At 66.8% G+C, this 26,564-nt stretch carries 20 protein-coding genes; 11 read left to right on the forward strand and 9 right to left on the reverse strand.

Annotation, left to right across the window (positions count from 1 at the left end):
- Window positions 1–83: 83 nt before the first annotated feature.
- Entirely contained in the window at window positions 84–878 is a 795-nt protein-coding gene (locus CXY77_RS07205; protein ID WP_092338043.1) for a CPBP family intramembrane glutamic endopeptidase, read from the reverse strand.
- Window positions 879–996: 118 nt separating this feature from the next.
- On the opposite strand from CXY77_RS07205, the gene CXY77_RS07210 reads away from it, so the two are divergent.
- The gene (locus CXY77_RS07210) at window positions 997–2,163 is read left to right on the forward strand and encodes a M20/M25/M40 family metallo-hydrolase (protein ID WP_092338041.1); all 1,167 of its coding nucleotides are present in this window, start codon (window positions 997–999) and stop codon (window positions 2,161–2,163) included.
- Here the strand turns inward: CXY77_RS07210 and CXY77_RS07215 are convergent.
- Together CXY77_RS07215 and CXY77_RS07220 are read right to left on the reverse strand one after the other, a co-directional pair.
- A complete protein-coding gene (locus tag CXY77_RS07215; RefSeq protein WP_092338039.1) occupies window positions 2,150–2,608 on the reverse strand; it encodes a pyridoxamine 5-phosphate oxidase in 459 nt (152 codons plus the stop codon). The genes CXY77_RS07210 and CXY77_RS07215 overlap by 14 nt on opposite strands.
- Before the next feature lie 278 nt (window positions 2,609–2,886).
- Entirely contained in the window at window positions 2,887–3,492 is a 606-nt protein-coding gene (locus CXY77_RS07220) for a YitT family protein (RefSeq protein WP_092338037.1), read from the reverse strand.
- A gap of 63 nt (window positions 3,493–3,555) precedes the next feature.
- On the opposite strand from CXY77_RS07220, the gene CXY77_RS07225 reads away from it, so the two are divergent.
- Entirely contained in the window at window positions 3,556–5,016 is a 1,461-nt protein-coding gene (locus CXY77_RS07225) for a PLP-dependent aminotransferase family protein (RefSeq protein ID WP_104129881.1), read from the forward strand.
- Between the two features lie 26 nt (window positions 5,017–5,042).
- A complete protein-coding gene (locus tag CXY77_RS07230) occupies window positions 5,043–8,240 on the forward strand; it encodes an efflux RND transporter permease subunit (RefSeq protein WP_104129882.1) in 3,198 nt (1,065 codons plus the stop codon).
- Between the two features lie 240 nt (window positions 8,241–8,480).
- On the opposite strand, the gene CXY77_RS07235 is transcribed toward CXY77_RS07230, so the two are convergent.
- Together CXY77_RS07235 and hutH are read right to left on the reverse strand one after the other, a co-directional pair.
- Complete coding sequence (locus CXY77_RS07235) at window positions 8,481–10,136, reverse strand: peptidoglycan DD-metalloendopeptidase family protein (protein WP_134505219.1); 1,656 nt, start codon at window positions 10,134–10,136, stop codon at window positions 8,481–8,483.
- 136 nt (window positions 10,137–10,272) lie between these two features.
- The gene (gene hutH / locus CXY77_RS07240) at window positions 10,273–11,856 is read right to left on the reverse strand and encodes a histidine ammonia-lyase (RefSeq protein WP_092338029.1); all 1,584 of its coding nucleotides are present in this window, start codon (window positions 11,854–11,856) and stop codon (window positions 10,273–10,275) included.
- Between the two features lie 98 nt (window positions 11,857–11,954).
- On the opposite strand from hutH, the gene CXY77_RS07245 reads away from it, so the two are divergent.
- Window positions 11,955–12,722 (forward strand): IclR family transcriptional regulator, encoded by a 768-nt coding sequence (locus tag CXY77_RS07245; RefSeq protein ID WP_104129883.1) that lies wholly within the window; start codon window positions 11,955–11,957, stop codon window positions 12,720–12,722.
- Between the two features lie 135 nt (window positions 12,723–12,857).
- On the opposite strand, the gene ykgO is transcribed toward CXY77_RS07245, so the two are convergent.
- Window positions 12,858–12,980: a type B 50S ribosomal protein L36 gene (gene ykgO, locus CXY77_RS07250; protein WP_092338025.1), complete on the reverse strand. Its 123-nt coding sequence runs from the start codon at window positions 12,978–12,980 to the stop codon at window positions 12,858–12,860.
- Window positions 12,981–13,034: 54 nt separating this feature from the next.
- On the opposite strand from ykgO, the gene CXY77_RS07255 reads away from it, so the two are divergent.
- The gene (locus CXY77_RS07255) at window positions 13,035–14,111 is read left to right on the forward strand and encodes a GTP-binding protein (protein WP_104129884.1); all 1,077 of its coding nucleotides are present in this window, start codon (window positions 13,035–13,037) and stop codon (window positions 14,109–14,111) included.
- A 1-nt stretch (window position 14,112) separates the two neighbouring features.
- Here the strand turns inward: CXY77_RS07255 and CXY77_RS07260 are convergent, their stop codons facing one another.
- Window positions 14,113–14,574, reverse strand: a complete 462-nt coding sequence (locus CXY77_RS07260; protein WP_092338750.1) for a GNAT family N-acetyltransferase — start codon at window positions 14,572–14,574, stop codon at window positions 14,113–14,115.
- A gap of 260 nt (window positions 14,575–14,834) precedes the next feature.
- On the opposite strand from CXY77_RS07260, the gene CXY77_RS07265 reads away from it, so the two are divergent.
- From CXY77_RS07265 to paaZ, 6 genes are all read left to right on the forward strand, one after another.
- Entirely contained in the window at window positions 14,835–16,844 is a 2,010-nt protein-coding gene (locus CXY77_RS07265; RefSeq protein ID WP_104090162.1) for a DEAD/DEAH box helicase, read from the forward strand.
- A 187-nt stretch (window positions 16,845–17,031) separates the two neighbouring features.
- On the forward strand, window positions 17,032–18,276 hold the full coding sequence (locus tag CXY77_RS07270) for an amidohydrolase family protein (RefSeq protein WP_092338020.1): 1,245 nt from the start codon (window positions 17,032–17,034) through the stop codon (window positions 18,274–18,276).
- A 64-nt stretch (window positions 18,277–18,340) separates the two neighbouring features.
- Window positions 18,341–19,588 (forward strand): hypothetical protein, encoded by a 1,248-nt coding sequence (locus CXY77_RS07275; protein WP_104129885.1) that lies wholly within the window; start codon window positions 18,341–18,343, stop codon window positions 19,586–19,588.
- A gap of 144 nt (window positions 19,589–19,732) precedes the next feature.
- Entirely contained in the window at window positions 19,733–20,917 is a 1,185-nt protein-coding gene (locus CXY77_RS07280; RefSeq protein ID WP_104129886.1) for an acetyl-CoA C-acyltransferase, read from the forward strand.
- Window positions 20,917–21,810, forward strand: a complete 894-nt coding sequence (locus CXY77_RS07285; protein WP_092338014.1) for a 3-hydroxyacyl-CoA dehydrogenase family protein — start codon at window positions 20,917–20,919, stop codon at window positions 21,808–21,810. Before CXY77_RS07280 ends, CXY77_RS07285 begins: the two co-directional genes overlap by 1 nt.
- Window positions 21,811–21,860: 50 nt before the next feature.
- A complete protein-coding gene (paaZ, locus tag CXY77_RS07290; RefSeq protein ID WP_092338012.1) occupies window positions 21,861–23,918 on the forward strand; it encodes a phenylacetic acid degradation bifunctional protein PaaZ in 2,058 nt (685 codons plus the stop codon).
- Window positions 23,919–23,997: 79 nt separating this feature from the next.
- On the opposite strand, the gene CXY77_RS07295 is transcribed toward paaZ, so the two are convergent.
- Both CXY77_RS07295 and CXY77_RS07300 read right to left on the reverse strand, forming a co-directional pair.
- Window positions 23,998–24,375, reverse strand: a complete 378-nt coding sequence (locus CXY77_RS07295; protein WP_233197287.1) for an ATP-dependent DNA ligase — start codon at window positions 24,373–24,375, stop codon at window positions 23,998–24,000.
- 179 nt (window positions 24,376–24,554) lie between these two features.
- Window positions 24,555–25,805 carry a low temperature requirement protein A gene (locus tag CXY77_RS07300; protein WP_158252793.1) on the reverse strand — a complete coding sequence of 417 codons (1,251 nt, stop codon included), beginning with the start codon at window positions 25,803–25,805 and terminating at the stop codon, window positions 24,555–24,557.
- Window positions 25,806–26,564 lie beyond the last annotated feature (759 nt).

Raw genomic sequence — 26,564 nt, forward strand, 5'->3', positions numbered from 1 at the left:
GTTGTCCTTTCAGAGGTAAACTCGCGCTATATCGCGTGTTCTAAAGGACACGATATATCGCGTTCCTGAGAGGCGCAAGAGGGTCAGTACAGAAAAATGTTCAACCAGTCGCGATTGTGAGCGTGCACGAGCACGAGGAACACCACGACGTCGAACAGAAGGTGCACACAGACCACGTAGGTCAGTGACCGGGTGCGGGCAAACGTATAGCCCTGCAGCAGCGCGAACGGCACGGTGAGCAGCGGCCCCCAACTCTGATATCCGAGCTCCCAGAGAAACGACGAGAAGATCACCGCCTGCAGAATATTGGCCTGCCAGTCGGCAAAATGCCGTCGAAGCAGGGCGAAGGCGATGCAGATGAAGAACAGTTCATCCCAGATGCCCACGAAGCCCACGCCCACGAACAGTCGGGCGATCTCATCGGGCTGGGTTACCGCCGGCCAATTCTGGTACGCGCCGCTTCCGATGAAGTAGCTCGGCAGAATCAAGTACCCGAGCAACACCACGATCGGCAGGTACGCCTTCTCGAGGGTGGTCCAGCGCTGCCCGGTGCGAATCGGAAACCGAATCGCGTGATCCTTGAAGTAGTACCGCGAGAGGAGGTACGGCACGAGCACCGAGAGACTCAGGACGGTGCCCATCAACGCGATGTTCGGGTAGCTGATGTTCGCCTCGACCGAGATCGTGCTGATGATGCCGAGGCCCACGGCAATGAGCAACAGGTCGCGAAACAGGGCCCGGTTGATCAGAAACGCGAGCACGAGTGCCGCGGCGAGCACGAAGTAGCCGGCAAGCGGCATCCTCACGGCAAACAACAGCACAGCGGATGCGCTCACCAGCGCCGCCGGAATCAGCCCCCACCGTGATGTTGTGCCCATGCTGCACCCTACCCAGCGCAGTTCCCAGTTCCCAGTTCCGCGAGAGCGGAAAAAGTGTTGCAGCAGCCCCCGGAAGCGGCGATTTTCCCGCTCTCGCGAGAGGGCCTAGATTCGAAGGATGTCCCGCTTACCCTCCGAGAGCGACCCGGTCGCGATTTTGCAGCAGCTCGTGCGCATCGATTCGGTCAACCCCGACCTCGTGCCGGGAGCCGCCGGGGAGGCCCGGATCGCGGCTTGGTGCGGCCAGTGGCTGCGCCAGCAGGGTTTCGAGGTCACCGTGCTGGAGCAGACCCCCGGGCGTCCGTCGGTCGTCGGCGTCAAGCGCGGCACCGGCACCGGCCGCTCGATCATGCTCAACGCCCACCTCGACACGGTCGGCGTCGCGACCTACGCCGGCGACCCGTTCAGCGGCGAGCTCCGGGACGGCCGGGTGCACGGGCGCGGGGCCGTCGACACCAAGAGCGGACTCGCAGCGATTCTTGTGGGAGCGGCGCGGGCATCCGCCGGCGAGTTGGCCGGCGATGTGATCGTGACGCTGGTCGCCGACGAGGAATTCGGCAGCATCGGCACCGAGGAGGTGCTGCGCACAGTGAGCGCCGACGCCGCCCTGGTGATCGAGCCGAGCAGCCTTGAACTCACTACCGCCCACCGCGGCTTCGCCTGGTTCGAACTCGAACTGACCGGCTTGGCCGCACACGGCTCGCAGCCCGAGCTGGGCGTCGACGCCATCTGGCATGCGGGCCTCGCGCTCGGCGCCCTCAACGGCCTGCGGCAGCGACTTCACGCGGAACCGGCCCACCCCACGCTCGGCCACGGCGCCGTGCGGGTGTCGAAGATCGCCGGCGGCGACGATGCGGCCACGGTCGCGGCCCACTGTGTGCTGACCCTGGAACGACGGATGCTGCCGGGCCAGTCCCCGGAGCAGGTCGAGTCCGAGCTGCGCGCGCTGTTCACTGCTTTGGCAGTGGAGGAGCCGAAGTTTCAGTTCACGCTGACGCGGCTGGTGGCGCGGGCGGCCTTCGAGGCCGAGCCACACTGGCCCATCGTTCGGGCGCTGACCGGCAACGCCGAGCGGGTGCTCGGACGCCCGGCGGTCACGCGCGGCGAACCGTTCTGGACCGATGCCGGGCTCATTCTCGAAGCCGGAATTCCCTGCGTCGTGTTCGGCGCTGACGGCGAGGGCCTGCACGCCGATACCGAGTGGGCCGACGCCGAGTCGGTGCGGGCACTCGCGAAGATTCTCGAGGGCACGATCACCGAGTTCTGCGGGCCTACAGCCGGCTGATTCGCTTCCACCCCCGGCCCTCGTGCCAGGACTCGATGATCAGGTGTGTGTTGTCGGGATCGATGTAGGTGAGCACGACCTCGTGCACCCGCAGCTCGAAACTCGAAGACCCCGGCGGATCGGCCGGGTTGGGCTCTTTGGTTACCAGCACGCCGGCCAGTTTCGCGTCGCCGGCCCAGTCCGACGGCTGACCTGCCGGGGGTTCCAGGGTGGGCGAGTGGATGGCCACCCGCCGGTCGCGCAGCACGTCGTGCAGCTTCTGCGAATCGGGCATCATGCCCAGGGTGATGCGCTCGGGCTCGAACACGAGCTCGGTGCCGCTGATGCGCGGGGAGCCGTCCCGGCGCAGGGAGGCCATCGTCTTGTTGGTGCCGGCGTCGAAAATTGCGCGAACCCTTGAAGCGAATTGCGGCGCATCCGCTTGAACTTCCTGCCACGTTGCCATGCCATAAACGGTACTCCGGGGCACCGACACTGAAACATGACATTGCCGCTTGACCTTGACGCCAGGCAGCCGCGGCGCGGGGCATCGACCCGGCTGGTGACGAGGCGCACGGATCGGCCAAGCGGCAGTTCGAGTGGTTGCGCGGCATTCCAGGGACGCCGGGTGGGTCACCCGCTCCTCGCTCAGAACTCACAACCCCGCAGGAAACCCAACCGCCTCGCTCCTTGCTTCGCAAGATTGCTCGGCCTCGCCTCGCTTCGGCTTCGGTGCGGCTCCTGCTACGGCGTGGGAACGAGGGCGGCGGGCGCGGGGCGCTTGATCGCAAAGAGAGGGAGAGTGCGCTGGCAGAGGGGGCCGATCAGCACGGCGAACAGCGCGGTGCCGATTCCCACGTTGCCGCCCAGGGCCCAGCCGATGCCGAGCACGGTCACCTCGATGCCGGTGCGCACGATCCAGATCTTCCAGCCGGTGCGCTTGTGCAGACCGGTCATCAGGCCGTCTCGCGGGCCGGGGCCGAAGTGTGCCCCGATGTAGAGGCCGGTGGCGACGGCAATCATCATCAGGCCGGCGGCGAACAAGAGCACCCGCAGCCACAGGTCGAGGTCGGCCGGAATGAGCCACAGGCCGACGTCGGCCGCCGGGCCCACGAGTACGGCGTTCAGCAGCGTTCCGGAGCCCGGCTTCTGGCGGATCGGAATCCACAGCACCAGAACGACCGCACTGGTCAGAATCGTGATCAGCCCGAAGCCCAGGTGGGTGTGGTTGTCGATTCCCTGGGTGAGCACGTCCCAGGGGGCCACTCCGATGCCGCCACGCACGATCAGAGCAATGCCGATTCCGTAGAGGAAGAGGCCAATAAGCAGTTGCGTGATTCGACGGGTCATAGTTGCCAATCCAATTGCATAACTGGCCTGTTATCAAGATGCCAATCTGACTAGGGTGGCCTCATGAGCGAGAATCACCTGAGTGCTCGGGGCCTCGATACCCTGTTAGGCGAGTGGCGCGGCGGAGCGAGCGCGTATCGAGCCTTGAGCGATCGCATCCGCTTGCTGACCCTCGACGGGCGTATCCCCACCGACAGCCGCCTGCCCGCCGAACGTGATCTGAGCGAGCGCCTCGGTGTCAGTCGAACCACGGTGACGGCGGCCTATCGTGAGCTGCGCGACGCAGGCTACCTGCGCAGTGTGCGCGGGTCGGGCAGCATCGTGCGGTTGCCGGGGGCCGGCGCGCCCAGCCCCACTCCGGAAACGGAGGGAATCCTGGACTTCAGCAAGGCCACGATGCCGGCGCTGCCCGGCCTGGCGGATGCCGCAGCGCACGCCGCCGCCGAGCTGCCGCGGCACCTGGATGACTCCGGGTTCGACCCCGTGGGCATTCCTGAGTTGCGGGCTGCGATTGCCGGCCGCTATACCGCTCGCGGCCTGCCGACCGCGCCGGAGCAGATCATGGTGACCCTCGGCGCCCAGCACGCCATTGCCCTGCTGGCCCGCGTGCTCGTCGGCCGCGGAGACCGCGCCCTGATCGAATCACCGACGTATCCGCACGCGGCCGAGGCCCTGCGTGCGGCCGGCGCCCGCCTCGCCGCCGTGAACGTGTCGGCCGGCGGGCCGGGCGACGACCCGGGCACACGGGGCTGGGATGAAGCCGCCCTGCTGCAAACGCTTCAGCGCAGCAGTCCGGTCGTCGGCTATCTCATGCCCGACTTTCACAATCCCACCGGCCAGAGCATGCCGGCCGAGCAACGCGAACGGGTGGCCTCTGCCGCTGCGGACGCGTGCACAACCCTCATCATCGACGAGACCATCGCCGAACTTGACATTGACCGAGCTGGCGAGTTTCTGCCGTTCGCGGCCTGCACCGACATGCGGTCGGCACCGCGAGTGGTGAGTGTCGGCTCGGTGGGTAAAACCATCTGGGGCGGCATGCGCATCGGCTGGATTCGCGCCGAACCGGCGCTCATTAGCAAGCTCGTGGCCGCTCGCTGCACCAATGACCTTGGCACCCCCATTCTCGAACAGCTCATCGTGACGCGGCTTCTCGCCGACATGCCCGCCATCCTGGCCGGCCGCCGTGAGCTGCTGCGCGTGGGCCGCGACCACCTGGAACGCCGCCTGGCCGAGACCTTCCCCGACTGGCAGGTGCCGCACGTCGACGGCGGCATCACCGCCTGGGTCAACCTCGGCCGTCCCGTGAGTTCGCAGCTCACGCTCGCCGCGCGCAGCCACGGCCTGCTCGTGCCTGCTGGTCCGCGGTTCGGCCTCGATGGCGCCTTCGAGCGGTTCCTGCGACTGCCTTTCTCACACTCCGCCCCGGACACCGACCGGGCCGTCGACGCGCTGGAGGCCGCCTGGGGGTCGCTGCTGCGGCATCCGTTCACTGATACCGGGTACCTGGCCGAGGTGGTCTGACCCGCGCGCACTGGCATACTGAGCGGGTGCATTTTCTCGCGGTAGTGAGCATGAAGAATCGGGCGTTGATCGCCCTCATCACCATTGTGGCGGCCGTGTTCGGCAGCCTGGCCCTGACCGGGCTCAAACAGGAGCTGATTCCGTCGCTGCAGCTGCCGCAGCTGCTCGTGTCGACGAGCTATCCGGGTGCGTCGCCGCAGGTGGTCAACGACGACGTATCGACCCCGATCGAGACGGCCATTCAGGGCCTGGTCGGCCTCGAAACGACGTCGACGACGAGCAGCACGAACTCCTCGTTGGTGAGCGCCACCTTCACCTACGGCACCGACCTGGTCAAGGCGGAATCCCGCATTGACCAGGCCATCAACCGCATCAAGAGCGTGCTGCCGGCCGACGTCGACCCGCAGGTGATCAGCGGCAGCATCGACGACTTTCCGGTGATCTCGCTCGCGGTCGCCTCAAGTGATACCGTGGCGCTTGCCGACCAGCTGAAACGCAGCGTGCTCGGCGATATTCGCGACGTGGCCGGCGTGCGCGATGCCGCGTTGGTCGGCGATATCGGCCGCCGCGTCACGATCACGCCCAACGCCGATGAACTCGCCGCCCGCGGCTTCAGCACCCAAAACCTGCGCGATGCGCTGCAGCAGAACGGGTCGCTGATTCCGGCCGGCACCATCACCGAGGGCGACACGACCCTGTCGGTGCAGGCCGGCGGCAAGCTCGGCTCGGTCGACGACATCAGCGCGCTCCCGTTGATTGCTGGTTCCACCGGTCTCACCGGTGTAGCGGATGCCGCCCCCGCGACCATCGGTGACGTCGCCACGGTCGCGCTCGTCGAAAACCCGATCACGAGCATCTCCCGGGTGAACGGCGAACCCGCCCTCACCATCGCCGTCACCAAGGTTCCCGCTGCGAACACGGTCGACGTGTCGAAGGCGGTGCGCGCGATTTTGCCGCAGCTTGAAGCCGCGGTCGCGCCCGCGACGTTCACGGTCGTGTTCGACCAGGCGCCGTTCATTCAGCAGTCGATCGACGCGCTCACCCAGGAGGGCCTGCTCGGCCTCGGCTTCGCGGTGATCGTGATTTTACTGTTCCTGTTGTCGGTGCGGGCCACCCTCGTCACGGCCATCTCCATTCCGACCTCGGTCCTGATCACCTTTATCGGGTTGCAGAGCGTGGGCTATTCGCTCAATATCCTCACTCTCGGCGCGCTCACAATCGCCATCGGCCGGGTCGTCGACGACTCCATCGTGGTGATCGAGAACATCAAGCGGCACCTCGTGGCGGGTGCGGACCGCGCCGCCACGATTGTCTTCGCGGTGCGCGAAGTGGCCGGAGCGATCACCGCCTCGACCATCACGACGGTCACCGTCTTCCTGCCGATCTCCTTTGTCGGCGGGTCGACCGGCGAACTGTTTCGACCGTTCGCGCTCACCGTGACGATCGCCCTGCTGGCCTCACTGCTGGTGTCGCTCACCATCGTTCCCGTGCTCGCGTACTGGTTTCTGCGGGCGCCCAAGGCCGTCACGGCTGACCAAACCGCGCTCGCCGCCGAACCGGAGCCGGCGATTCTGGAGACCGGCGGGCACTCGCGGCACGCGGCCGCGGCATCCGCTTCGACCGGCATGGCACCAAACCTGCCAACGCGACTGTCGGCGGCGGCCGAGGCCGGCGAGAACCCGGGGCGGCTGCAGAAGGGCTATCTGCCGGTCATTCGGTTCACCCTGAAACACGCCGTCGCGACGCTTTTGCTCGCCGTGCTCGTGCTCGGAGGAACGGCGGCGCTCGTGCCGTTCATGAAGGTGAATTTTCTCGGGTCGACCGGGCAGGACACGTTCCGGGTGACCCAGACGCTGCCGGTGGGCAGCAGTCTGGCCGCGCAGGATGCGGCATCCGCTTCGGTCGAAAAAGCGCTGCGTGACCTGGACGGAATCGACATCGTGCAGCTCTCGATCGGCGGAGGAAGCGCCGCGAGCGCGTTCCGCGGCGGGGCGCCCACGTCGAGCGCGGTGACCTATTCGATCACCACCGCCGACGGCGCCAACGCCGATACGGTGCAAAATCACGCGCGCACGGCCCTGGCCAAACTGGGCGACGTGGGCGAGATCTCGGTCGCCGCGGCGAGCGGTTTCGGGGCGTCCTCCGACATCGCCGTCGATATCACGGCCGCAACGGATGCCGACCTGCAGACCGCGACCACCGCCATTCTCAGCGCGGTACAGAAACTTGGTGCGATCAAGGAGAGCGCGAGCACCCTCGCCGCCTCGCTGCCGTATCTGGCCGTCACCATCGATCGGGAGGCGGCCGCCACGGCCGGTCTGAGCGAATTCGCTCTTGGAACGCTCGTGTCGCAGGCCATGCAGCCGAGCGCGATCGGATCGATCGTGATCGACGAGACCAACCTCACCGTCTACCTGTCGGCGCAATCGCCGCCGACGACTGTCGCCGATCTCGCGGCCCGGCAGATTCCCACGCGCACCGGAGCTGTGGCCCTGGATACCCTCGCGACCGTGGAACAAGTCGACGGTCCGAGCACGCTCACCACGGCGAAGGGGCTGCGCACGGCGACCGTATCGGCGACCCCCGCGAGCGATGACCTGGGCACGGCGAACGCGCAGCTGGGCCAGATGCTCGCCGACACGGCGCTGCCGACCGGGGCAACCGCAACCCTCGGCGGGGTCAGCGCCGATCAGGCCGAAGCCTTTTCGCAGCTCGGGATCGCGATGCTCGTGGCCATTCTCATCGTCTACATCGTGATGGTGGCGACGTTCCGCTCGCTACTGCAGCCGCTGCTGCTGCTCGTGTCGGTGCCGTTCGCGGCGACGGGGGCCATCGCACTGCAGGTCGTGACCGGCATTCCGCTGGGGGTGCCGTCGCTGATCGGCGTGCTCATGCTCATCGGAATCGTGGTCACCAACGCCATCGTGCTCGTTGACCTGGTCAACCAGTACCGTCGACGCGGCCTCTCGGTGCCCGACGCCCTCGTGGCCGGTGCCAGCCGACGGCTGCGGCCCATCCTGATGACCGCCCTGGCGACGATCTTCGCGCTGCTACCGATGGCGATCGGCCTCACCGGCCACGGCGGATTCATCTCGCAGCCGCTCGCCCTCGTCGTCATCGGCGGTCTGGTGTCGTCGACGGTGCTGACGCTGATCGTGCTGCCGGTGCTCTACCTGCTGGTCGAGGGCACGCGCGAGCGGCGTTCGGTGCGTCGGGTCGCCTGAATTCGGTGCGAGAGGCTAACTTCGGCCCCTTGATTCTTGCGAGATGCCATTTTCGGCCCCTTGGCCGGGGTCCAAGGGGCCGAAAATGGCATCTCACGGGTGGTGGACGGGTCCCGTGGGGCCGAAATGGCATCTCCTGCGTTGAATGTGACCTGCCGCAGCGGATGGCCGATAGCGGCCCCCGAGGATCGGCTGCCGGTGACGCAGTCGCGGTGCAACCAGCACGACGTGCAGATGCCGTCAGCCTCCGAGCACGACGCCGCGAAGTAGGAAGAAGGGCTGCGGGTCGATGCGCACGCCGTCGACCCGCACCTCGACGTGGGTGTGGCAGCCGGTGGACAGACCGGTGCTGCCGACACTGCCGATTCGTTGGCCAGCGGCGACGGGATCACCGACAGTGACGAGCGTTTCACCGGTGGCGAGGTGGGCGTAGCCCGTCTGCACCCTCTCACCGTGGTCGATCAGGATCCAGTTGCCGTAACTTCCCACGGAGCCCACTGCGCGAACGATTCCGGCGGTGGCGGCGAAGACGGGCGCTCCGCAGCTCGACCCGATGTCGGTGCCGTGGTGGAACGCGCCGACTCCGGGGAGCGGGCGAACCGGGCGCGGACCGTAGGCATCCGTGATGGGTCCGCGTGCCGGGTTGGCCCAGCCCTGGTCGCTCAGCTGCCCGACGTCGGTGCGCACGATCGGGCGCACGTCGATGGCGGCCAGGCTCGCGGCGGCGGTCGCGGCCTGCGTTGCTGCGGCGACCAGGTCGAGGCCGGCCCGCTCGAAGTCGCTCGTGGCCGCGTCGAGTGTGGCCTGGCTGGCGTCGACCGACACCGTGCTCGCGGCGGCGCGCGTCTCGGCATCTTGCTGGTTTAGCCGCTCTGCGCGCGCTGAGTCGGCCTCGGCGCGCGCCTGGATCGTCTCAATGTTCTCGCTGACGCGGTCCAGTTGGTCAAGGGTGCTGAGCTGATCGAGCACATTGCCCAGCGAATGCCCGCCGAGAAAGACGTCGGCGACGCCGGCACCGCTTTGTTGCTGGGCCAGCTTGCGCGCGAGGACCGCGAAGCTGCGCCGGGAGACGGCGGATTGCTGTGACGCCTCCAGCGCAAGGCGGTGCACGAGGGAAGCACGACCGAGAGCGATCGACTGGCTCGCGCGTGTTGATTCCAGTTCGCGGCGCGCGGTGTCAAGGGCGACCTGCGCGGTCTGCGAGCGGGTCAGCGCGGTCGCCAATACTGCGGCTCGCTGAACGGTCAGTTCCTGGGCGGCGGAGCGCTCGGCAGCGACCCGTTCGGCGGCCGTCCGCTGCGCCGCGAGTGCCTGGGCTGCGGCCGCGCGCGCCGTTGCCTGAGCGGATACCGTGGCCGCGGCTTGTGCCGCGGTTGCCGCGGTATCAATCGGTGTAACCAGGTTGGGGGCGACGGTTGGGTCGGGGGTTGGCTGCGGAGTTTCGGTCACCGGCGGGACGGGACCATCACTGGGTTCAGGAACGGGTGCCTCGGTCGGTGTTGGTGTGGATGTCGGCTCTGCGGTCGGTTCGGGGGTCTGTTCGGGGGTGGGCTCAGGGGTCGGCGCGACGATCGGTTCAGGCGTGGGCTCCGGCGTCGGTGTCGACGCCGGAGTAGGCGCCGACACGGGGTCCGGCGCGGGCGCGGTTGGTTCAGGCGTGGGCGTGGGCACCGGCTCCGTCATGGCGCTCACGACGGGCGTCGGCGTGGCCGACGAGCCCGCTGGCAGGTCGTCGGCGCTGGCCGCGATCGGTGCGCCGAAGAGTACGAGGGCCGTGACAACGACCGCGGCGAGCCAGCCGTCGCGACGAACCAGCATCCGCTTAACAGTGGCCCGATGCCGCGGTTTCGCTCGCCCGAACCGCACGGTGCGTTGGCGCTTCGCGGGTGGCAACATTGCAGAACCTGATCCATTTCGGGTAATGGATTTACGCGGCTCGGGCGGGCCAGCGTGGCGCAAGTATGGCACGGCACCGCTGCGCTCACAACGGGGCAAATTCACCGTACAAGGTCGATACAAGGTCGGTCGAGCGCTACACCAGTCCCGAGCCGGCAGCCAAGCGCACCGCGCCCGACGCCACGAGCGCCACGACCCTCTCAATTTCGGGGGAGAGAAAGCGGTCGTGCCCGGGGCCGGCGGCGACGGTGCGCACGAGGTCGCGCACCGCTCCGGTTGCCGCGGCGGGAGTGAGCGGTGCCCTCAGGTCGAGCGATCGGGCGGCGGTCATGATCTCGATCGCCAGCACCCGGCCGAGCCCGTCGAGCGAGCGGCGCAGCTTGCGGGCGGCGTGCCAGCCCATCGATACGTGGTCCTCCTGCATGGCCGACGACGGAATCGAGTCAACGGACGCCGGTGCAGCCAGCCGCTTCAACTCCGACACGATCCCGGCGGCGGTGTACTGGGCGATCATGAGTCCGGAGTCGACGCCAACTTCGTGCGCGAGAAACGGTGGCAGACCCTTGCTGCGGCTCGCGTCGAGGTGACGGTCGGTGCGGCGCTCACTCATGCTCGCGACATCCGCTGAGGCGATGGCGAGAAAGTCGAGCACGTAGCCGAGCGGGGCGCCGTGAAAGTTGCCGTTCGACATGACTCGCCCGCCGACGGTGACGACGGGGTTGTCGATGGCGCTGGCCAGTTCGCGGCCGGCCACGAGGGCGGCATGCGCGGCGGTGTCGCGCGCTGCACCGTGCACCTGTGGGGCGCAGCGCAGCGAGTAGGCGTCCTGCACCGACGTGTCTTCCGGGCCGGCGTGGCTGGCCAGCAGGCCTGAGCCGTGGAGCAGGCGGCGCAGATTCGCGGCACTGTCGGCCTGGCCGAGCTGGGGCCGCAGCTGCTGCAGATCGGCCGCGAAGACGGCATCCGTTCCAAGCAGTGCCTCCACGCTCATCGCCGCCGCGATATCGGCTGTCACGAGCAGGCGGGCGAGGTCGTCCAGGGCGAGCACGAGCATGCCGAGCATGCCGTCGGTGCCGTTGATCAGGGCGAGGCCCTCTTTTTCGGCGAGCACGACCGGCTTGATGCCGGCAGCTTTGAGGGCTTCGTCGCCGCCGAGCAGGGCGCCGGCCGCGTCGCGCGCCTGGCCTTCGCCCATCACGACGAGGGCGCAGTGGGCGAGTGGGGCGAGGTCGCCGGAGCAGCCGAGCGATCCATATTCGTGCACGACCGGGGTGATCTGGGCGTTCAACACGGCCGCGTAGGTCTCGGCGGTGGCCGGCCGCACGCCGGTGCGCCCGGTCATCAACGTCGAAAGCCGCAGCAGCATGAGGGCGCGCACGACCTCGCGTTCCACCTCCGGTCCGCTTCCGGCCGCGTGCGAGCGCACGAGGCTCGCCTGCAGCTGGGCGCGCCGGTCGGCGGTGATGAACGTCGTCGCGAGGGCCCCGAAGCCGGTGGAGATGCCGTAGTGCGGCTCGGTGTCAGCTGCGAGGGCGTCAATGATGGTGCGGGTCGCCCCGACCTGTTCCAGACTCGCCGGGTCGAGGGTGACGCGCGCTTTGTGGCGGGCGACGGCGATCACGTCGGCGAACGAGAGCGCTCCGACTCCCACAACGACGCTCGACGCGGATGCCCCGCTCGGGTTGGTCCGGTCGGTTCTGGGCGTGGCTGCAAGGGTCATACTTCGATTGGACACCCTCGCGGGCCCGGGCAACAGGGCGATACGCTGGACGGTGTCCGGGATACCGGACATGAGCATCCGCTCTGAAAGGATTCGTGATGGCTTCGAAGGTTCCGGCCGCGCAGAGCACTTTGCGGGTTTTGACGCATCTCGCCGCCCAGCGTGGACCGATCCCCGCGGCAGCGCTGGCGACCGCCCTCGGCCTGCCGCGCTCGACCGTATACCAGCTGCTCGACGTGCTCGTAGCGGAGGGGTTCGTCGTGCACCTGCCGGAAGAACACCGCTACGGGCTCGGCATCGCCGCCTTCGAACTGAGCTCGGGGTTCAGCCGGCAGGAACCGCTCTCCCGACTCGGCCGCCCGCTGATCGCCCAGCTCGTCGACCGGCTGGGGGAGAGCGCGCACCTCGTGGTGCTGCACGGGCGTGACGTGATCTACCTGGTCGAGGAACGCGCCGCGCACCGCCCGTCCCTCGTTTCCGACGTGGGGGTGCGGCTGCCCGCCCACCTCACCGCCAGCGGACGCGCCCTGCTCGCGGCCCTGCCCGCCGCCCAGTTGCGTGCGCTCTATCCGAACCAGGCGGCGCTCGAACAGCGCGACGGCCGTGGCCCGCACACGAGGCTCGAGCTGCGAGCGGTGCTCGACCGCGTCAAAACGGATGCCTATGCCACCGAAAACGGCGAGATCACGCCCGGCATCGCCTCCGTCGCGCTCGCCGTGCACGACCACGCCGGCTGGCCCGCCGCCGCCATTGCGGTGACCTTCGCGCAGGACCGGTTCGCGCCCGGGGATTGGCCGGCGCTCGCCGAAACCGTGGCGGCGACGGCCGCGGAGCTGTCCCGTCGGATCGGTGGCCGGCCGCGATGAGCCGGCCTCGGTGAGGCCCCCTGCGGTGAGCCTGGCCGCGCTGAGCGTCGTGGTACGCCTCCAGGAAGTTGGCACGTGTTCAAACCAGTGCCAACTTCTCAAACACGTGCCGCGACCGCTGCGAGGGCCGCGCGGCTAGCCCTGGCGTGCTTTGGCGCGCGGATTGAGCTTGTTGATCACGAACGTGCGTCCGCGTCGCCGCACGATCTGCGAGCCCGGAACCGCCTTGAGCGCCTTGAGCGAATTGCGTACCTTCATATTTCCCCGATTCAGATTTCTTATTGAGAACAAATATCAATTAGAGTAACAGGCATGCAGACAGAAACGTATCTTCGGGTGAATGTGGTGAGCGGCCTGGCCGGCGCGGGCAAGACGTCGGTGGCGCACAACCTCGGGCGCCAACCGTTCGCCCTGACCACATCGGCGTCCGACGTCCTGCGCACTGTGCTCATCGAAGCGGCCGACAGTGTTCCAACGGGCAGGGGCGAGGCATCCGCTCTCGACGTTTTCGTCGAGGCACCGACCGCGGTCGGGCCGCTCGAGATTGCCAGTTCCCTCGTCGAAACCGGTGACTCACCCGAGCGACTGGCCAACGGCCACGCCGTGCGTCTCGGCGACCTCATCACCGTGCTGGATGCCGAGCGATTCTGGTCCGACCTCCACCGCGAAACCCTCGCGCCGACTCCCGACGAACACGACGTGAACTATGGCCACGCCCACAACGACCCCGAGCGCACCGTCGGTGACCTGTTGATCGAGCAGATCGAGTGGGCGAGTATCGTCGTGATCAACAAGACCGACCTCGTGCCCATGAGCGATTCCGCCGATATTCGCGATTTCGTGCGCCTACTGAACCCGGCCAGCCACATCGTGTTCGCCGAACACGGCCAGGGCAGTGCCGACGGCTGGCCCGTTCCGCGCCGCGACATGTTCGCCTGGCTGCAGCGCAGCCCGGGCTGGGTGCGCCAACTCAACGGCGACGCCCTGCTCTCGCGCAGTCCGCAGGGGCTCACCTGTGTCGTTTACCGGGACGTGCGACCGTTCCACCCAGCGCGCCTGGCCGACTTCTTTCGCGACCGCGCCGAGCAGGCCGGCGAGATCCTGCGCTCCCGCGGACTGTTTCGTCTCGCCACGCGGCCCGCCACCGTCGGCTCTTGGAGCAGCGCCGGTCCCACCATCACCTTCGAACCCACCAGCATGGCGAGCCACGACCCCGAGTCCCCGCTCGGCCAAGAGATCGCCTTCTTCGGCCGCGACCTCGACGCGCGCCTGCTCAGTGCCAACCTTGACGACTGCCTGCTCACCGACGCCGAGTTTCTCGCCGGCCCCATGTTCTGGAACACACTGGCCGACCCGTTCCCGGCCTGGGTGCTCCAAGGTGCCGCCTGAGTCAGAGGCTCTTGGCGAAGCAGAGGCTGAGCTCTTCGCCGACATACGGGCCGAACAGGTCGATCTGCTCGTAGCCGCGACGACGGTAGAGCGCCACCGCCGCGTCCTGCAGCGTGCCGGTCTCCAACGCGAGCGAGCGGATGCCGCGGCCAGCGGCATCCGCTTCGATGCGGTCGAGCAGGCGGCCGGCCACACCGCGGCCCCGAGCCTCGGCGTGCACAAACAGTCGCTTCAGTTCGGCCGTGTCGGCGGAGTCCAGCGGAACCAGAGCCGCCATGCCGCAGGCAGCCCCGTGCGCATCGCGGGCCACATACACGGCGACGCCCGGACGCTCGAGTTCGTCAGTACTAAGTAGGAATGTGTTCTCCACGGGGTAGAGCGAGTATGCGAAGACGGTTCCGGCGGCCAGTAGGGCCTCGACGTCAGCCTGCCGGGGCTGCTCAATACTGATCGAAATGGTCATGTCATCAGAATAGAGCGAGACAATGTGCACACTTGCGCGTGACTTTTCCGGGTGTATCGGGTAGCGTAGACAAGTCGGCTCTTGACACCGCGCTGTGCGCGGATGGGTTTGTAAGTCAAGTTGGGCCGGTTTCCCAGTAATCCGCTGGTGAAAAATCACTGTATGTGAACGGCCCCGACCACAGATTGCTCGGGTTCTCAGTTACGTCGCATGTGCGATGTTGTTCTGCCATGTACTGAACACAACCCAGAGATATCTTTATGCCTCAAGGCAATTCGCACAACTCCACCGTCGGTCGTAATGGTAAGAACTTCGATCCCAAATACTCCAAGGGCGGATCGGGCCACGGCGGTTCCAACAACGCCGGCAGCAAGAGCCCCGGACACCGCGGCTACCGCGCTGACGAGGGAGCCCCCAAGAAGCAGCGCTGGAACGCTGACGAGCGCGCCGCGCGTTCGAACGAGCGCCCCTCGAGCGAGCGTCCGGCTTACGGCTCGCGTTCCGTTCGCCCCGAAAACGGTGGCCGTACCAACAGCGAGCGCAACGAGCGCCCTGCATACAACAACGACCGCCCCCGCACAGACCGTCCGTCGTATAATAACGACCGTCCGTCCTATGGCGACCGCAACAGTGCTCCGCGCACCGAGCGTCCCTCTTATGGTGACCGTGCCCCGCGCAGCGATCGTCCGGCCTATAACAACGACCGTCCGGCCTATGGCGACCGCAACAGTGCTCCGCGCACCGAGCGTCCTTCTTATGGTGACCGTGCCCCGCGCAGCGATCGTCCGGCCTATAACAACGACCGTCCGGCCTATAACAACGACCGTCCGGCCCGCACGGAGCGTCCGTCCTACGGTGACCGTGCCCCGCGCACAGATCGTCCGGCCTATAACAACGACCGTCCGGCCCGCACGGAGCGTCCGTCCTACGGTGATCGCGCCGAGCGTGCGCCCCGTCGCGACTTCGGTAACGACCGCCCGAGCGATGGCGACAGCAAGTTCTACCCGAAGCGCAGCGAACACGGCGCCAAGCCGAGCTTCGCCGGCGGCGACGACGTCGTACTCGAGCGTCTCGAAGCCATCGCGACGACGGCATCCGATGTCGTCGGTGTGACCTTCGGCGACCTGGGCCTCGGCGAGAACATCGTGCGCGAGCTCGCCGCCCTTGGTGCTCCGTCACCGTTCCCGATCCAGGCCGCGACCATCCCCGACGTGCTCGCCGGGCGCGACGTGCTTGGCCGTGGCAAGACCGGATCCGGCAAGACCATTGCCTTCGGTGCTCCCCTCGTCGAGAAACTCATGGAGAACAACGGAGCCAAGGACCGCAAGATGGCCCGCAAGCCCCGCGCGCTCATCCTAGCCCCGACCCGCGAACTCGCCCTGCAGATCGACCGCACCGTGCAGCCCATCGCCCGCAGCGTCGGCCTCTTCACCACCCAGATCTACGGCGGAGTTCCCCAGTACCGTCAGGTCAGCGCCCTCCAGCGCGGCGTGGACATCATCATCGGCACCGCCGGTCGCATCGAAGACCTCATCGACCAGGGTCGTCTTGACCTCTCCGAAGTTGTCGTCACCGTGCTCGACGAGGCCGACTACATGTGCGACCTCGGGTTCCTGGAGCCGGTGCAGCGCATCCTGCGCCAGACCAAAGCCGGCGGCCAGAAGCTCCTCTTCTCCGCGACCCTCGACAAGGGCGTTGCCTCGCTGGTCAAGGAATTCCTGACCAACCCGGCCGTGCACGAGGTTGCCGGTGAAGACCAGGCCTCCTCGACGATCGACCACCGCGTGCTCGTCATCGAGCACCGCGACAAGGGCCGCATCATTGAAGAGCTCGTCAACCGCGAGGGCAAGACGCTCATCTTCAGCCGCACCCGTGCCTACGCCGAGCAGCTCGCTGACCAGCTCGAAGACGCCGGAGTCAAGGCCACCAGCCTGCACGGTGACCTCAACCAGGCCCGCCGCACCCGCAACCTGCAGATGCTCACCAGCGGCCGGGTCAACGTTCTCGTCGCAACGGATGTCGCTGCTCGCGGAATCCACGTCGACGACATCGACTTGGTCATCCAGGCCGATGCCCCCGACGAGTACAAGACGTACCTCCACCGCGCGGGACGCACCGGCCGCGCCGGCAAGACCGGAACCGTCGTGACGCTCATTCCCAAGCAGCGCAAGCGCCGCATGGACGAGCTGCTCGACCGTGCCGAGATCGACGCGAGCTACACCTCCGCCACCCCCGGTGACGCGGCCGTGCGCGAACTCGCGAGCATCTAGCATCCGCTTGAAGATTCGTTTGTAGACAAGATGGGCATCCACCGTTCGGTGGGTGCTCATTTTGTTTTCTTCCCCATTAGGGGCACGATCAGTTGTAGGCAACCGGGGGAAATGCACGAGGATCGGCCGCACTGACGCAGCCGATGGGCTCCCCGGTCGCCCCGCCGGCACCCACTGAAAGGTCCTCATGACTGTCTCCACCACTGTTTTTCAGAATGCCCACGTTTTTGACGGCGAACGGTTCCTTCCCGAGCCGGCGGACATCGTGTTCACCGGAACCACTGTCGCGGCGGTTGGCCCGCAAGCAGGATCGGACCCGGCCTTCGCGAACGCCAGCGTGATCGATTGCAGCGGCAAGACGGTGCTGCCCGGGCTGATCGACCTGCACATTCACTCCACAACGTCGAATCCGGGCTCACTCCAAGCCTTCACCGAACCGTTCTCCCTGCAGTTTTACGAATCGGTGCGTAATCTCGAAGCCACCCTGCGCGCCGGAATCACCTCGGCACGCGACGCTGGCGGCGCCGATCTGGGCACCAAGCTTGCCGTTGACAGCGGACTGATCAAGGGTCCGCGCCTTCGGCTAGCCATCAGCATCATGTCCCAAACCGGCGGGCACGCGGACTTCTGGCAGCCGTCCGGCGTGGAGTCCCCGACCATGGGATCGCACCCCGGCCGCCCAAGCGGAATCGCGGACGGAGTCGAAGAAGTGCGCAAGGTCACTCGACGCATGCTTCGGGCCGGCGCCGACCAAATCAAGATCTGCTCGACCGGCGGTGTGCTCTCGCCCACGGACGACCCGCGCCACTCGCAATTCACCGAGGCCGAGATTCGGGTCATCGTGGACGAGGCCGAAGCGCAGGGCAAATACGTCATGGCGCACGCGCAGGGAGCTGCCGGAATCAAGAACGCTCTGCGCATGGGCGTGCGCACCATTGAGCACGGAATCTATCTCGACGACGAAGCCATCGCCCTGTTTCTGGAAAAGAACGCGTACCTCGTTCCCACCCTTGCCGCGCCGGAGGCTGTCATCCGCAAGGCGGCATCGGGACAGAGCGGACTTTCGCCGCTGGTCATCGCGAAAGCCCACCAGGTGATTGACATTCACCGCGAATCCATTCGGCGAGCAGTCGCCGCCGGTGTGCGCATCGCCATGGGCACCGACTCCGGGGTGGGCGTGCACGGCGAAAACCTGCAGGAGCTGGCCCTGCTCGCCGGAGTGGGCATGACACTCGAGCAGGTGCTCGCAGCCACGACGTCGGTGGCCGGAGAGCTCATCACTCCCATCGGATCCATTGGGCGATTGGCTCCGTCGTACCTGGCGGACGCCGTGGTTCTGAACACTCGCCTGGACTCCGTCGACCAGCTCGCCTCACTCCCCACCATGATCGACCAGGTGTGGAAGGACGGCCGAAACCAGTTCCCCGCGTAGCTGATTTCGCCCCGTTGCCTGTCGGAACGTTTCGCTCAGTGTTGAGAAGAAAAGGCCTGGATTGATGTTAGAACAACCGATTTATGTCGCTACGGTGATTATTCTGCTCCTCGCCGTCGGCGAGGTGATTTCCATTCTGTCGAAGGCCTGGATACCGTCCCTCCTGATTATCTTCGTCGGCTATCTCGTGCTTATCTGGACCGGCGTCCTGCCGGCCGACCTGATACCGAACTCGGCGTTTGCGGCCGTGGGCTCGCTTCTGGTGGCGGCCGTCATCACGCACATGGGCACGCTGATACCGATCAGTCAGCTCCGCTCGCAATACAAAGCGATCTTGATCGCACTGTTCGGAATCGTTCTCGGTGCGGGGCTGATCCTGCTGGTCGTGTCGCCGATCCTCGGTTACGCCACGGCCGTGGCCGGTGCCGGGCCGGTGACCGGGGGCATCCTTGCCTACATCATCACCGCTGAGCGACTGACCGAGTTGGGCCTGAATCATCTCGTCGTCATCCCCGCACTCGTGCTGGGCGTGCAAAGCCTCATCGGCATGCCGCTGGCGAACATTCTTCTGCGTAAGTACGCGGTGAAACTTCGTGACGGCGGACAGCTGCAACCGACCTCCGCATCAGACTCGATCGCATCAAGTGCCGATGGCGGCACCGACCGTGTGAGTGCCGCCGGTGCGCGCACCGCACTTGCCACCCACCTGCAGGCGCGCCCCGCGACCACCACAGCGAAAAAAATTCAGCTGCTGCCGGAACGCTTTCAGGAACCGACCATCATCCTGATGCTGTTGCTGGCTTCGGGAAGTTTAGCCACGTTGCTGGGATCGATCACCGGTGTCAACTATGGAATCTGGGCGCTGGCAATCGGGATCATTGGCCACGTGCTCGGAATTTTCCCGCCCAAGGCAATGCAGCGGGCAAATGCTTTCGGTCTCGCCATGGCGACGGTCATCGTGGTCGTCCTCGCGAGTATGAGCTCGGTCACCTGGAACGACATGCTTCAGGCATTCTGGCCCGTGCTGCTGATCCTCGGCGTTGGCGGAATCGGCATTATCGGCGGAGGGTGGATCGCCTCGAAAATTTTCAAGTGGGACCCGCTGAAGGGCATTCCCGTTGCTTTGACGGCAATGTTTGGCTTTCCGGGGGATTACATTCTCTGCCAGGAAATCAGCCGTTCCGTGGGGCGCACTGCAGACGAGCAAAAGGCGATTTTTGACGAGCTGATCACTCCCATGCTCGTGGGCGGCTTCACCACGGTCACGACGGCGTCGATCGTGGTGGCATCGATTCTGGTGCAGACCATTTAGTCGGCGTGACCGCTCGCGTCGGCACCGACTGAGAATTCGGGAGTTGCCGCGCGAGCATCCGTCTGCCAGAATTACTTTCCGAACGGTCGGTAAGTTACGACTCGTTTCCACACGCACACGCAGACACCGTCGTCAGGAGAAAACATGGCTGAGGCCTACCTCGTTGGAGGAGCACGCACCCCCGTAGGTCGGTACGGCGGAGCGCTGGCCACAGTTCGCCCCGATGACCTCGCCGCGCTCGTCGTCGGCGAGGCCGTGCGCCGCGCCGGCATCGATCCGGGCCTGGTCGAAGAGATCATCTTCGGCGCCGCCACCCAGGCTGGCGAAGACAACCGCAACGTCGCCCGCATGGCCGGGCTGTTGGCCGGGCTGCCCGACCACGTGCCGGGGATCACCGTGAACCGGCTGTGTGCCTCGGGCATGTCGGCGATCACCATGGCCGCGCAGGCAATCCGCGCCGGAGACGCCGATCTCATGATCGCCGGCGGCGTCGAGTCGATGACCCGCGCGCCCTGGGTGCAGGCCAAACCCGACCGCGCCTGGGCCAAGCCCGGTGCCCAGTTCGACACCTCCATCGGCTGGCGTTTCGTGAACCCCAAACTCGCCGCCCGCGACAAAGCCACCTTCTCGATGTCCGAGACCGCCGAAGAGGTCGCCCGCCTCGACGGCATCACCCGCGAAGAAGCGGATGCCTTCGCCCTTCGCAGCCACCAGCGCGCCGCCGCCGCGATCGACGCCGGCCATTTCATCGATGAGATCGTCGGCGTGCCTACCAAAAAGGGCGAGGTCCTCGTCGATGAGGGCTTGCGCCGCGAGACCACCCTCGAGGGCCTCGCCGCCCTGCGGCCCATTGTCGCCGGTGGCTCCGTCGTTACAGCCGGCAACGCGAGCTCGCTCAATGACGGCGCCTCCGCGGTTCTCGTGGCGAGCGGCGAGGCCGTGAAAAAGTACGGCCTCACGCCGCGCGCTCGCATCGTGGTCGGTGCCAACGTGGGCCTGGCCCCGGAGATCATGGGCCTCGGGCCGGTCGCCGCCACTCAGCGAGCCCTTGAGCGCAGCGGCCTGAGCCTCGCCGACCTCGGCGCCATCGAACTCAACGAAGCCTTCGCCACCCAGTCGATCGCGTGCATCCGCCGCCTCGGCCTCGACGAAGAAATTGTCAACCGCGACGGCGGCGCGATCGCGCTCGGGCATCCGCTCGGGTCAAGCGGTGCACGCCTGGTCGTCACCCTGCTCGCCCGCATGGAGCGGGAAAACGCCCAGCACGGCCTCGCCACCATGTGTGTCGGCGTCGGCCAGGGCTCGGCCCTCATTTTGGAGCGTGTCTGATGAGCGTGTCTGAACTTGAACTCGGTGACCGCGGCGAAAGTGGCGTGCCTGATCGCGTCGGCGTGCTCGGCGGCGGGCGCATGGGCGCCGGAATCGCCCACGCCTTCCTGCTCGCGGGAGCCCACGTGGCTCTGGTCGAGCGCGACGACACCGAGGCTGCGGCCGCCCGCGAGCGAGTGCTGCGCGCCGTCGACGCCAGTATCACCCGCGGCGCTACCGGGGAGACCCGCCCCGAGCTTGAGGCCCGCCTCGCCGTTGGCGCCGATTTCGGCCTGTTCAGCGACCGCGAACTCGTCGTCGAAGCCGTTCCCGAGGTACGCGCACTCAAGGTGGAAGCCCTGCAGAAGGTCGAGGCCCACCTTCCCGCCGATGCCGCACTCGCCAGTAACACCTCGTCGATCTCGATCGACGACCTCGCCGACGAGCTCAAGCGCCCGGCCCGCTTTCTCGGCCTGCACTTCTTCAACCCGGTACCCGCCTCGAACCTGGTCGAACTCGTCACCGGCAGCGCTACCTCGCCCGAATTGGTAGCGGATGCCCAGAGCTGGGTTTCCGCGCTCGGCAAGACTCCGATCACCGTCAGTGACGCCCCCGGATTCGCCTCGTCGCGCCTCGGCGTGGCCCTCGGGCTCGAAGCCATCCGCATGCTCGAGGAGGGTGTCGCGAGCGCCTCGGATATTGATGCCGCGATGATGCTGGGCTACAAGCATCCGGTGGGGCCGTTGAAACTGACCGACCTGGTCGGGCTCGACGTGCGGCTCGGCATCGCCGAATACCTGCACCAGCAGCTCGGCGCCCGCTTCGAACCGCCCGCGCTGCTGCGCAAGCTCGTCGCCGAAGGCAAGCTCGGCCGCAAGTCCGGCCAGGGCTTCTACCGCTGGGACGAAGCCTGATGCCCGCCCGCACCGATACCGCACCCCGCACGCGCATTGAAGGAGACCCCATGATGACCATCCTGCCCAGCTACGTTCAGGGCGCCTGGTGGACCCCGACTTCCACAGACGCCGCCGTCGACGTCTGTGACGCCTCGACCGGTGAGGTCGTCACCCGCGTCAGCACCCGGGGCCTTGACCTCGCCGCCGCCCTCGAGTACGCCCGCACCGTCGGCCAGAAATCGCTCGGCGAGCTCACCTTTCACCAGCGTGCCGTTCTGCTCAAGCAGATGGCGCTGCTGCTGACCGAGCACAAGCAGGAGCTCTACGCGCTGTCCAGCCGTACCGGCGCCACCAAGGTGGACTCCTGGGTCGACATCGACGGCGGCATCGGCGTGCTGTTCAGCTACTCCTCCAAGGGACGCCGCGAGCTGCCCAACGCCCGCGTCTACGTCGACGGGCCGGTTGAGCCGCTCTCCAAGGACGGCTCTTTCATCGCCCGCCACATCTACTCACGCCTGCCCGGAGTGGCCGTGCAGATCAACGCCTTCAACTTTCCGGTCTGGGGCGCGTTGGAGAAGTTCGCACCGGCCTTCCTCGCCGGGGTGCCGACTCTGGTGAAGCCCGCGACGCCCTCCGGCTACCTCGCCGAGGCCTTCGTACGCATCCTCGCCGACTCCGGCCTGCTGCCCGAGGGCTCGCTGCAGCTCGTGTCCGGCAGCGTGCCCAGTTTGTTCGACGACGTGCGCCTCGGCGACCTTGTTGCCTTTACCGGGTCGGCCTCCACCGCCGAGAAGCTGCGCGCGAGCGACTCCGTGCAGACCGGGGGAGTGCGCTTCACCAACGAGACCGACTCGATCAACGCCTCGATTCTCGGAACAGATGCCGCCGCCGGAACCCCCGAATTCGACGCCTTCGTCAAGCAGGTAGTCACCGAGATGACGGTCAAGGCCGGCCAGAAGTGCACCGCTATCCGCCGCGTCATCGTGCCGCGTGCGGCCATGGATGACGTCATCGCGGCCGTGCAGGCGCGCATCACCGAGCGCATCGTCCTCGGCGACCCGCGCGCCCAGGGAGTCACCATGGGCCCGCTCGCCTCCGCCGCGCAGCGCCTCGAGGTGCTCAAGCAGGTTGCCCGCCTGCAGGAGGCCGGCGGCAAGCTGGTCGTCGGCCAAACGGATGCTCCGCTCGTTCTCCACGCAGACGGCACGACCGCGCTCGCTCCCGACGGTGCCTTCGTCGAGCCGCTGCTGCTGCGCTTCGACGACGCCTCCGCTGCCGCCGTGCACGAGGTCGAGGCCTTCGGCCCGGTCTCGAGTGTGCTCGGCTACGACACCCTCGATGAGGCCATCGCCCTCGTGCGCCGGGGTGGCGGGTCGCTCGTGACCAGTATCGCCACCCACGACCCGTCAGTGGCCGTCGCCTTGATGACCGGCATCTCGGCCTTCAACGGCCGCGTGCTGGTGCTCGACCGCGATGACGCCCGCACCTCCACCGGGCACGGTTCGCCGGTGCCGCAGCTCGTGCACGGCGGACCCGGGCGGGCCGGCGGCGGTGAAGAGCTCGGCGGTATCCGTGCAGTGCTGCACCACATGCAGCGCACCGCCATTCAGGGCTCGCCCGAGATGCTCACGGCCATCACCGGAATCTGGCACCAGGGCGCGTCTGCGCGAGCCGGCGACACGCATCCGTTCCGAAAGAGCCTGGCCGAACTCGTGATCGGCGACCAGATCGTGTCCGATTACCGCACGGTCACCCTCGACGACATCGAAACCTTCGCCCAGTTCACCGGGGATACCTTCTACGCCCACATGGACGAGGAAGCCGCCGCCGCGAACCCGTTCTTCCCGGGCCGGGTGGCGCACGGCTACCTGCTGGTCTCCTGGGCCGCCGGTCTGTTCGTCGATCCGGCGCCTGGGCCGGTGCTGGCCAACTCGGGTCTCGAGAACCTGAAGTTCGTCACGCCGGTGTCGCCCGGCGACAGCATCCGCGTCGCGCTCACCGCGAAGCAGATCACCCCGCGCGAGACCGACGACTACGGCGATGTGCGCTGGGATGCCGTGCTGACCAACCAGAACGACGAGCTCGTGGCCTCCTACGACGTGCTGACCCTGGTCGCGAAGCACTAGGTAGGGATTCGAAAGCGGGCCCGCGCAAAGATCGTGGGCCCGCTTTCGTCATCCAGCTTGCACCTGGGCGCAGCGCGGATTACACCAGTACGGTGTCGGTGCGCGCTGTCGTGCGCGCCTCGATCGTGGTCTTCGGCCGCGAGGTTGGGGTCGTCGCGGGCAAGGAACCGGCCTCAGTGACGATGACGAGTCCCTGGGCGCTGTTGGCTGAGCGGCTGAGGTCTTCGATCCACTGTCGGTTGAGCTTGGCCGCGTGTCCGCCGGCGTACTTGAAGTACAGCGGGATCGCCGGATTCAGCCAGATCGAGCTGTGACCGGAACCGACCGCGGCGGAGTCCTGCCAGGACAGGAGAAAACTCTCGCTCCGGCGCAGCTTCTGCGCAATCACGGGCTGAAGGTGCGCCAGGGTGCGATCATCGATCTCCACGACGACGCGGTCATACGTAAGTGAACCCATGATTGCTTTCCTGTCCGTTTCAGCGATGCAACTCATCTCAGTATTACGTTCGCGCGCCCGCACTAGTAGGGTCCAACGTCCTCACTTGCCCCGTCCGCACCACGTTCGGGGCCCGGGCCCCATCCCTGGGCCCAGTTTCTATACTGGGCCCGCGGTCACAAGGTGGGCCCGGCATCCGCTCAGCCAGCGTCGTCGTCGGTCGTGCCGGCGCGAACGCGCGAGATCGTCTCCCCGGCCGCGACGATCACCAAGATAACCGAGGTCACGACGCCCAACCCGAGCGGGGTCAAGAGAGCACCCGCAGCACCGGCCAGGGCGAGCAACCCGATCCCCACGAGGTGCGACACGAGCAGGGTGCGCGTGACGATCCAGCGAAACAGCAACAGTCCCACCAGGTAGAACAGCGGCCCGCCAACGATGGTCACGGCCACCGGCAGCGTCATGGCATCCTCTGGGTGTTCCAGCACCGACTTGTCGGCGACCGAGGTCAGCACGATGCCCGCGATGATGATGGCATGCACGTAGGTGTATGCCAGCCGAGCAATGCGGCCCGGCTCGCTCGATGCCGCAATCGCCTTGCTGCCGGCTCGCTCGCCGTGATCGAAATACAGCCACCACATCGCCAGCCCGTTGACGAAGGCGAGAAACAACCCGGTTATCCCCAGAGCGGATGCCTCCTGGTCAACGAAAGCAAACCCGGTCACCAGAAAAGACTCACCGACGGCGATGATCACGAACAGGGCGCTGCGCTCGGCGATGTGCGGCCCGGAGACATCCCAATCGTCGACGCCCGGCGCTTTCAGCCCGGGGATGCGAAATCCGAGGCTCGCCGAACCATACTCAATGGCCAGGGCGATCAGCCAGGCCGGAAGCCGCACGGACAGCGGCATGAGACCACCGATGATCCAGAACACGCTGGCCACGGACAGCCAGAGCAGAATGCGCAGAAAGGTCGCGTGCAGGGCCGGATCGTGGCGGGCCAGGGCGAGCACCATGAACACCGTGCGGCCGAGTTGCAGAACGACATAAGCGATGGCGAAGACCAACCCCTGATCGCCGAAGGACTCGTAGATCGACGTGCTGATCACCAGACCCACGAGGGACAGCCCGATCACCACGCCGCGTACCGGCAGCTTGGCCGGATCGAGCCAGTTGGTCACCCACGTCGTGTATACCCAGAGCCACCACAGCGCGAGCACCAGGATGATCGATTCCAGCGCACCGACCCAGGACTGGTTGGCGTACAGGTAGCGCGACAGCTGGGTGAGGGCAAAGACGAAGATCAGGTCGAAGAACAGCTCGATGTAGGTGACCCGGTCACTTCGGGCGGAATCGGCCGGCCGCAGCAGGCTCCGGCGAAACCCCAGGCGCAGAATCCACGCGCGATGCTCAAACGGATGCTGCTGCTTCGTCTTCCCGGATCGGCTCACCTCCCCAGTCTCCCCCGTGCGGGTCAAACCCGCACGACACCTCCCTCATCCACCAGTGCAATTCCGGACGGGGCCCGGGCCCCGTCCCCGGGCCCAGTTTATAAACTGGGCCCGGGGCTAGAAGGTGGGCCCGGTCGTCGTTCTGGGTGCGGCCCAGCGGATGCTGCCTCGCCCGCTTTCCTCGCGCGGTTTACGCATGCTTTGAGGACGGGGCCCAGGCCCCGTCCGTGGGCCCAGTTTATGAACTGGGTCCGGGTTAGAAAGTGGGCCCGGGGGGCGCGGAGCGCAGTCGGGTCCATAGATCGTTGATCCAGCTTGTCGAGATCGTCATCGGCCAACGCTGGTCGGTCTGCGTGGCGGGTGCAGACCGGCCCGGGCGCGGGCGACACGCCCGGGTGGGGTGCGTTTTGACGGGTGGGTGTGGTGGCCGTAGTGTATCTATACGTACCCCAAAGGTGCGAAAAGCCGCAGTGCTTTTCGGCCTCATGTGGGACCAGATCGTAGCCAAATCAGCTGAGAGTGCTTGTTTCAAGTGCGTTGAAGTTGGGCTAGGATAGTAAGCCTCCCATCGAGTGTGTGTTGCTGGTTGAGTCGGGTTTTCTGAGCGTTTTGGTGTGCTTTGCATGCCGAAAACTGCCCGGTTTGGCCGATTTGACAGCGACTGGCTGGGTGGGTAAGTTAGACAAGTTGCCCCGGAGCGACAGCCCAGAACAGGGCCTGAAGTCGGGTGTGTCCGATCCTTGAGAACTCAACAGCGTG

The sequence above is a fragment of the Cryobacterium sp. N21 genome, from assembly GCF_002929575.1.
In the GTDB taxonomy this organism is placed as follows: domain Bacteria; phylum Actinomycetota; class Actinomycetes; order Actinomycetales; family Microbacteriaceae; genus Cryobacterium; species Cryobacterium flavum.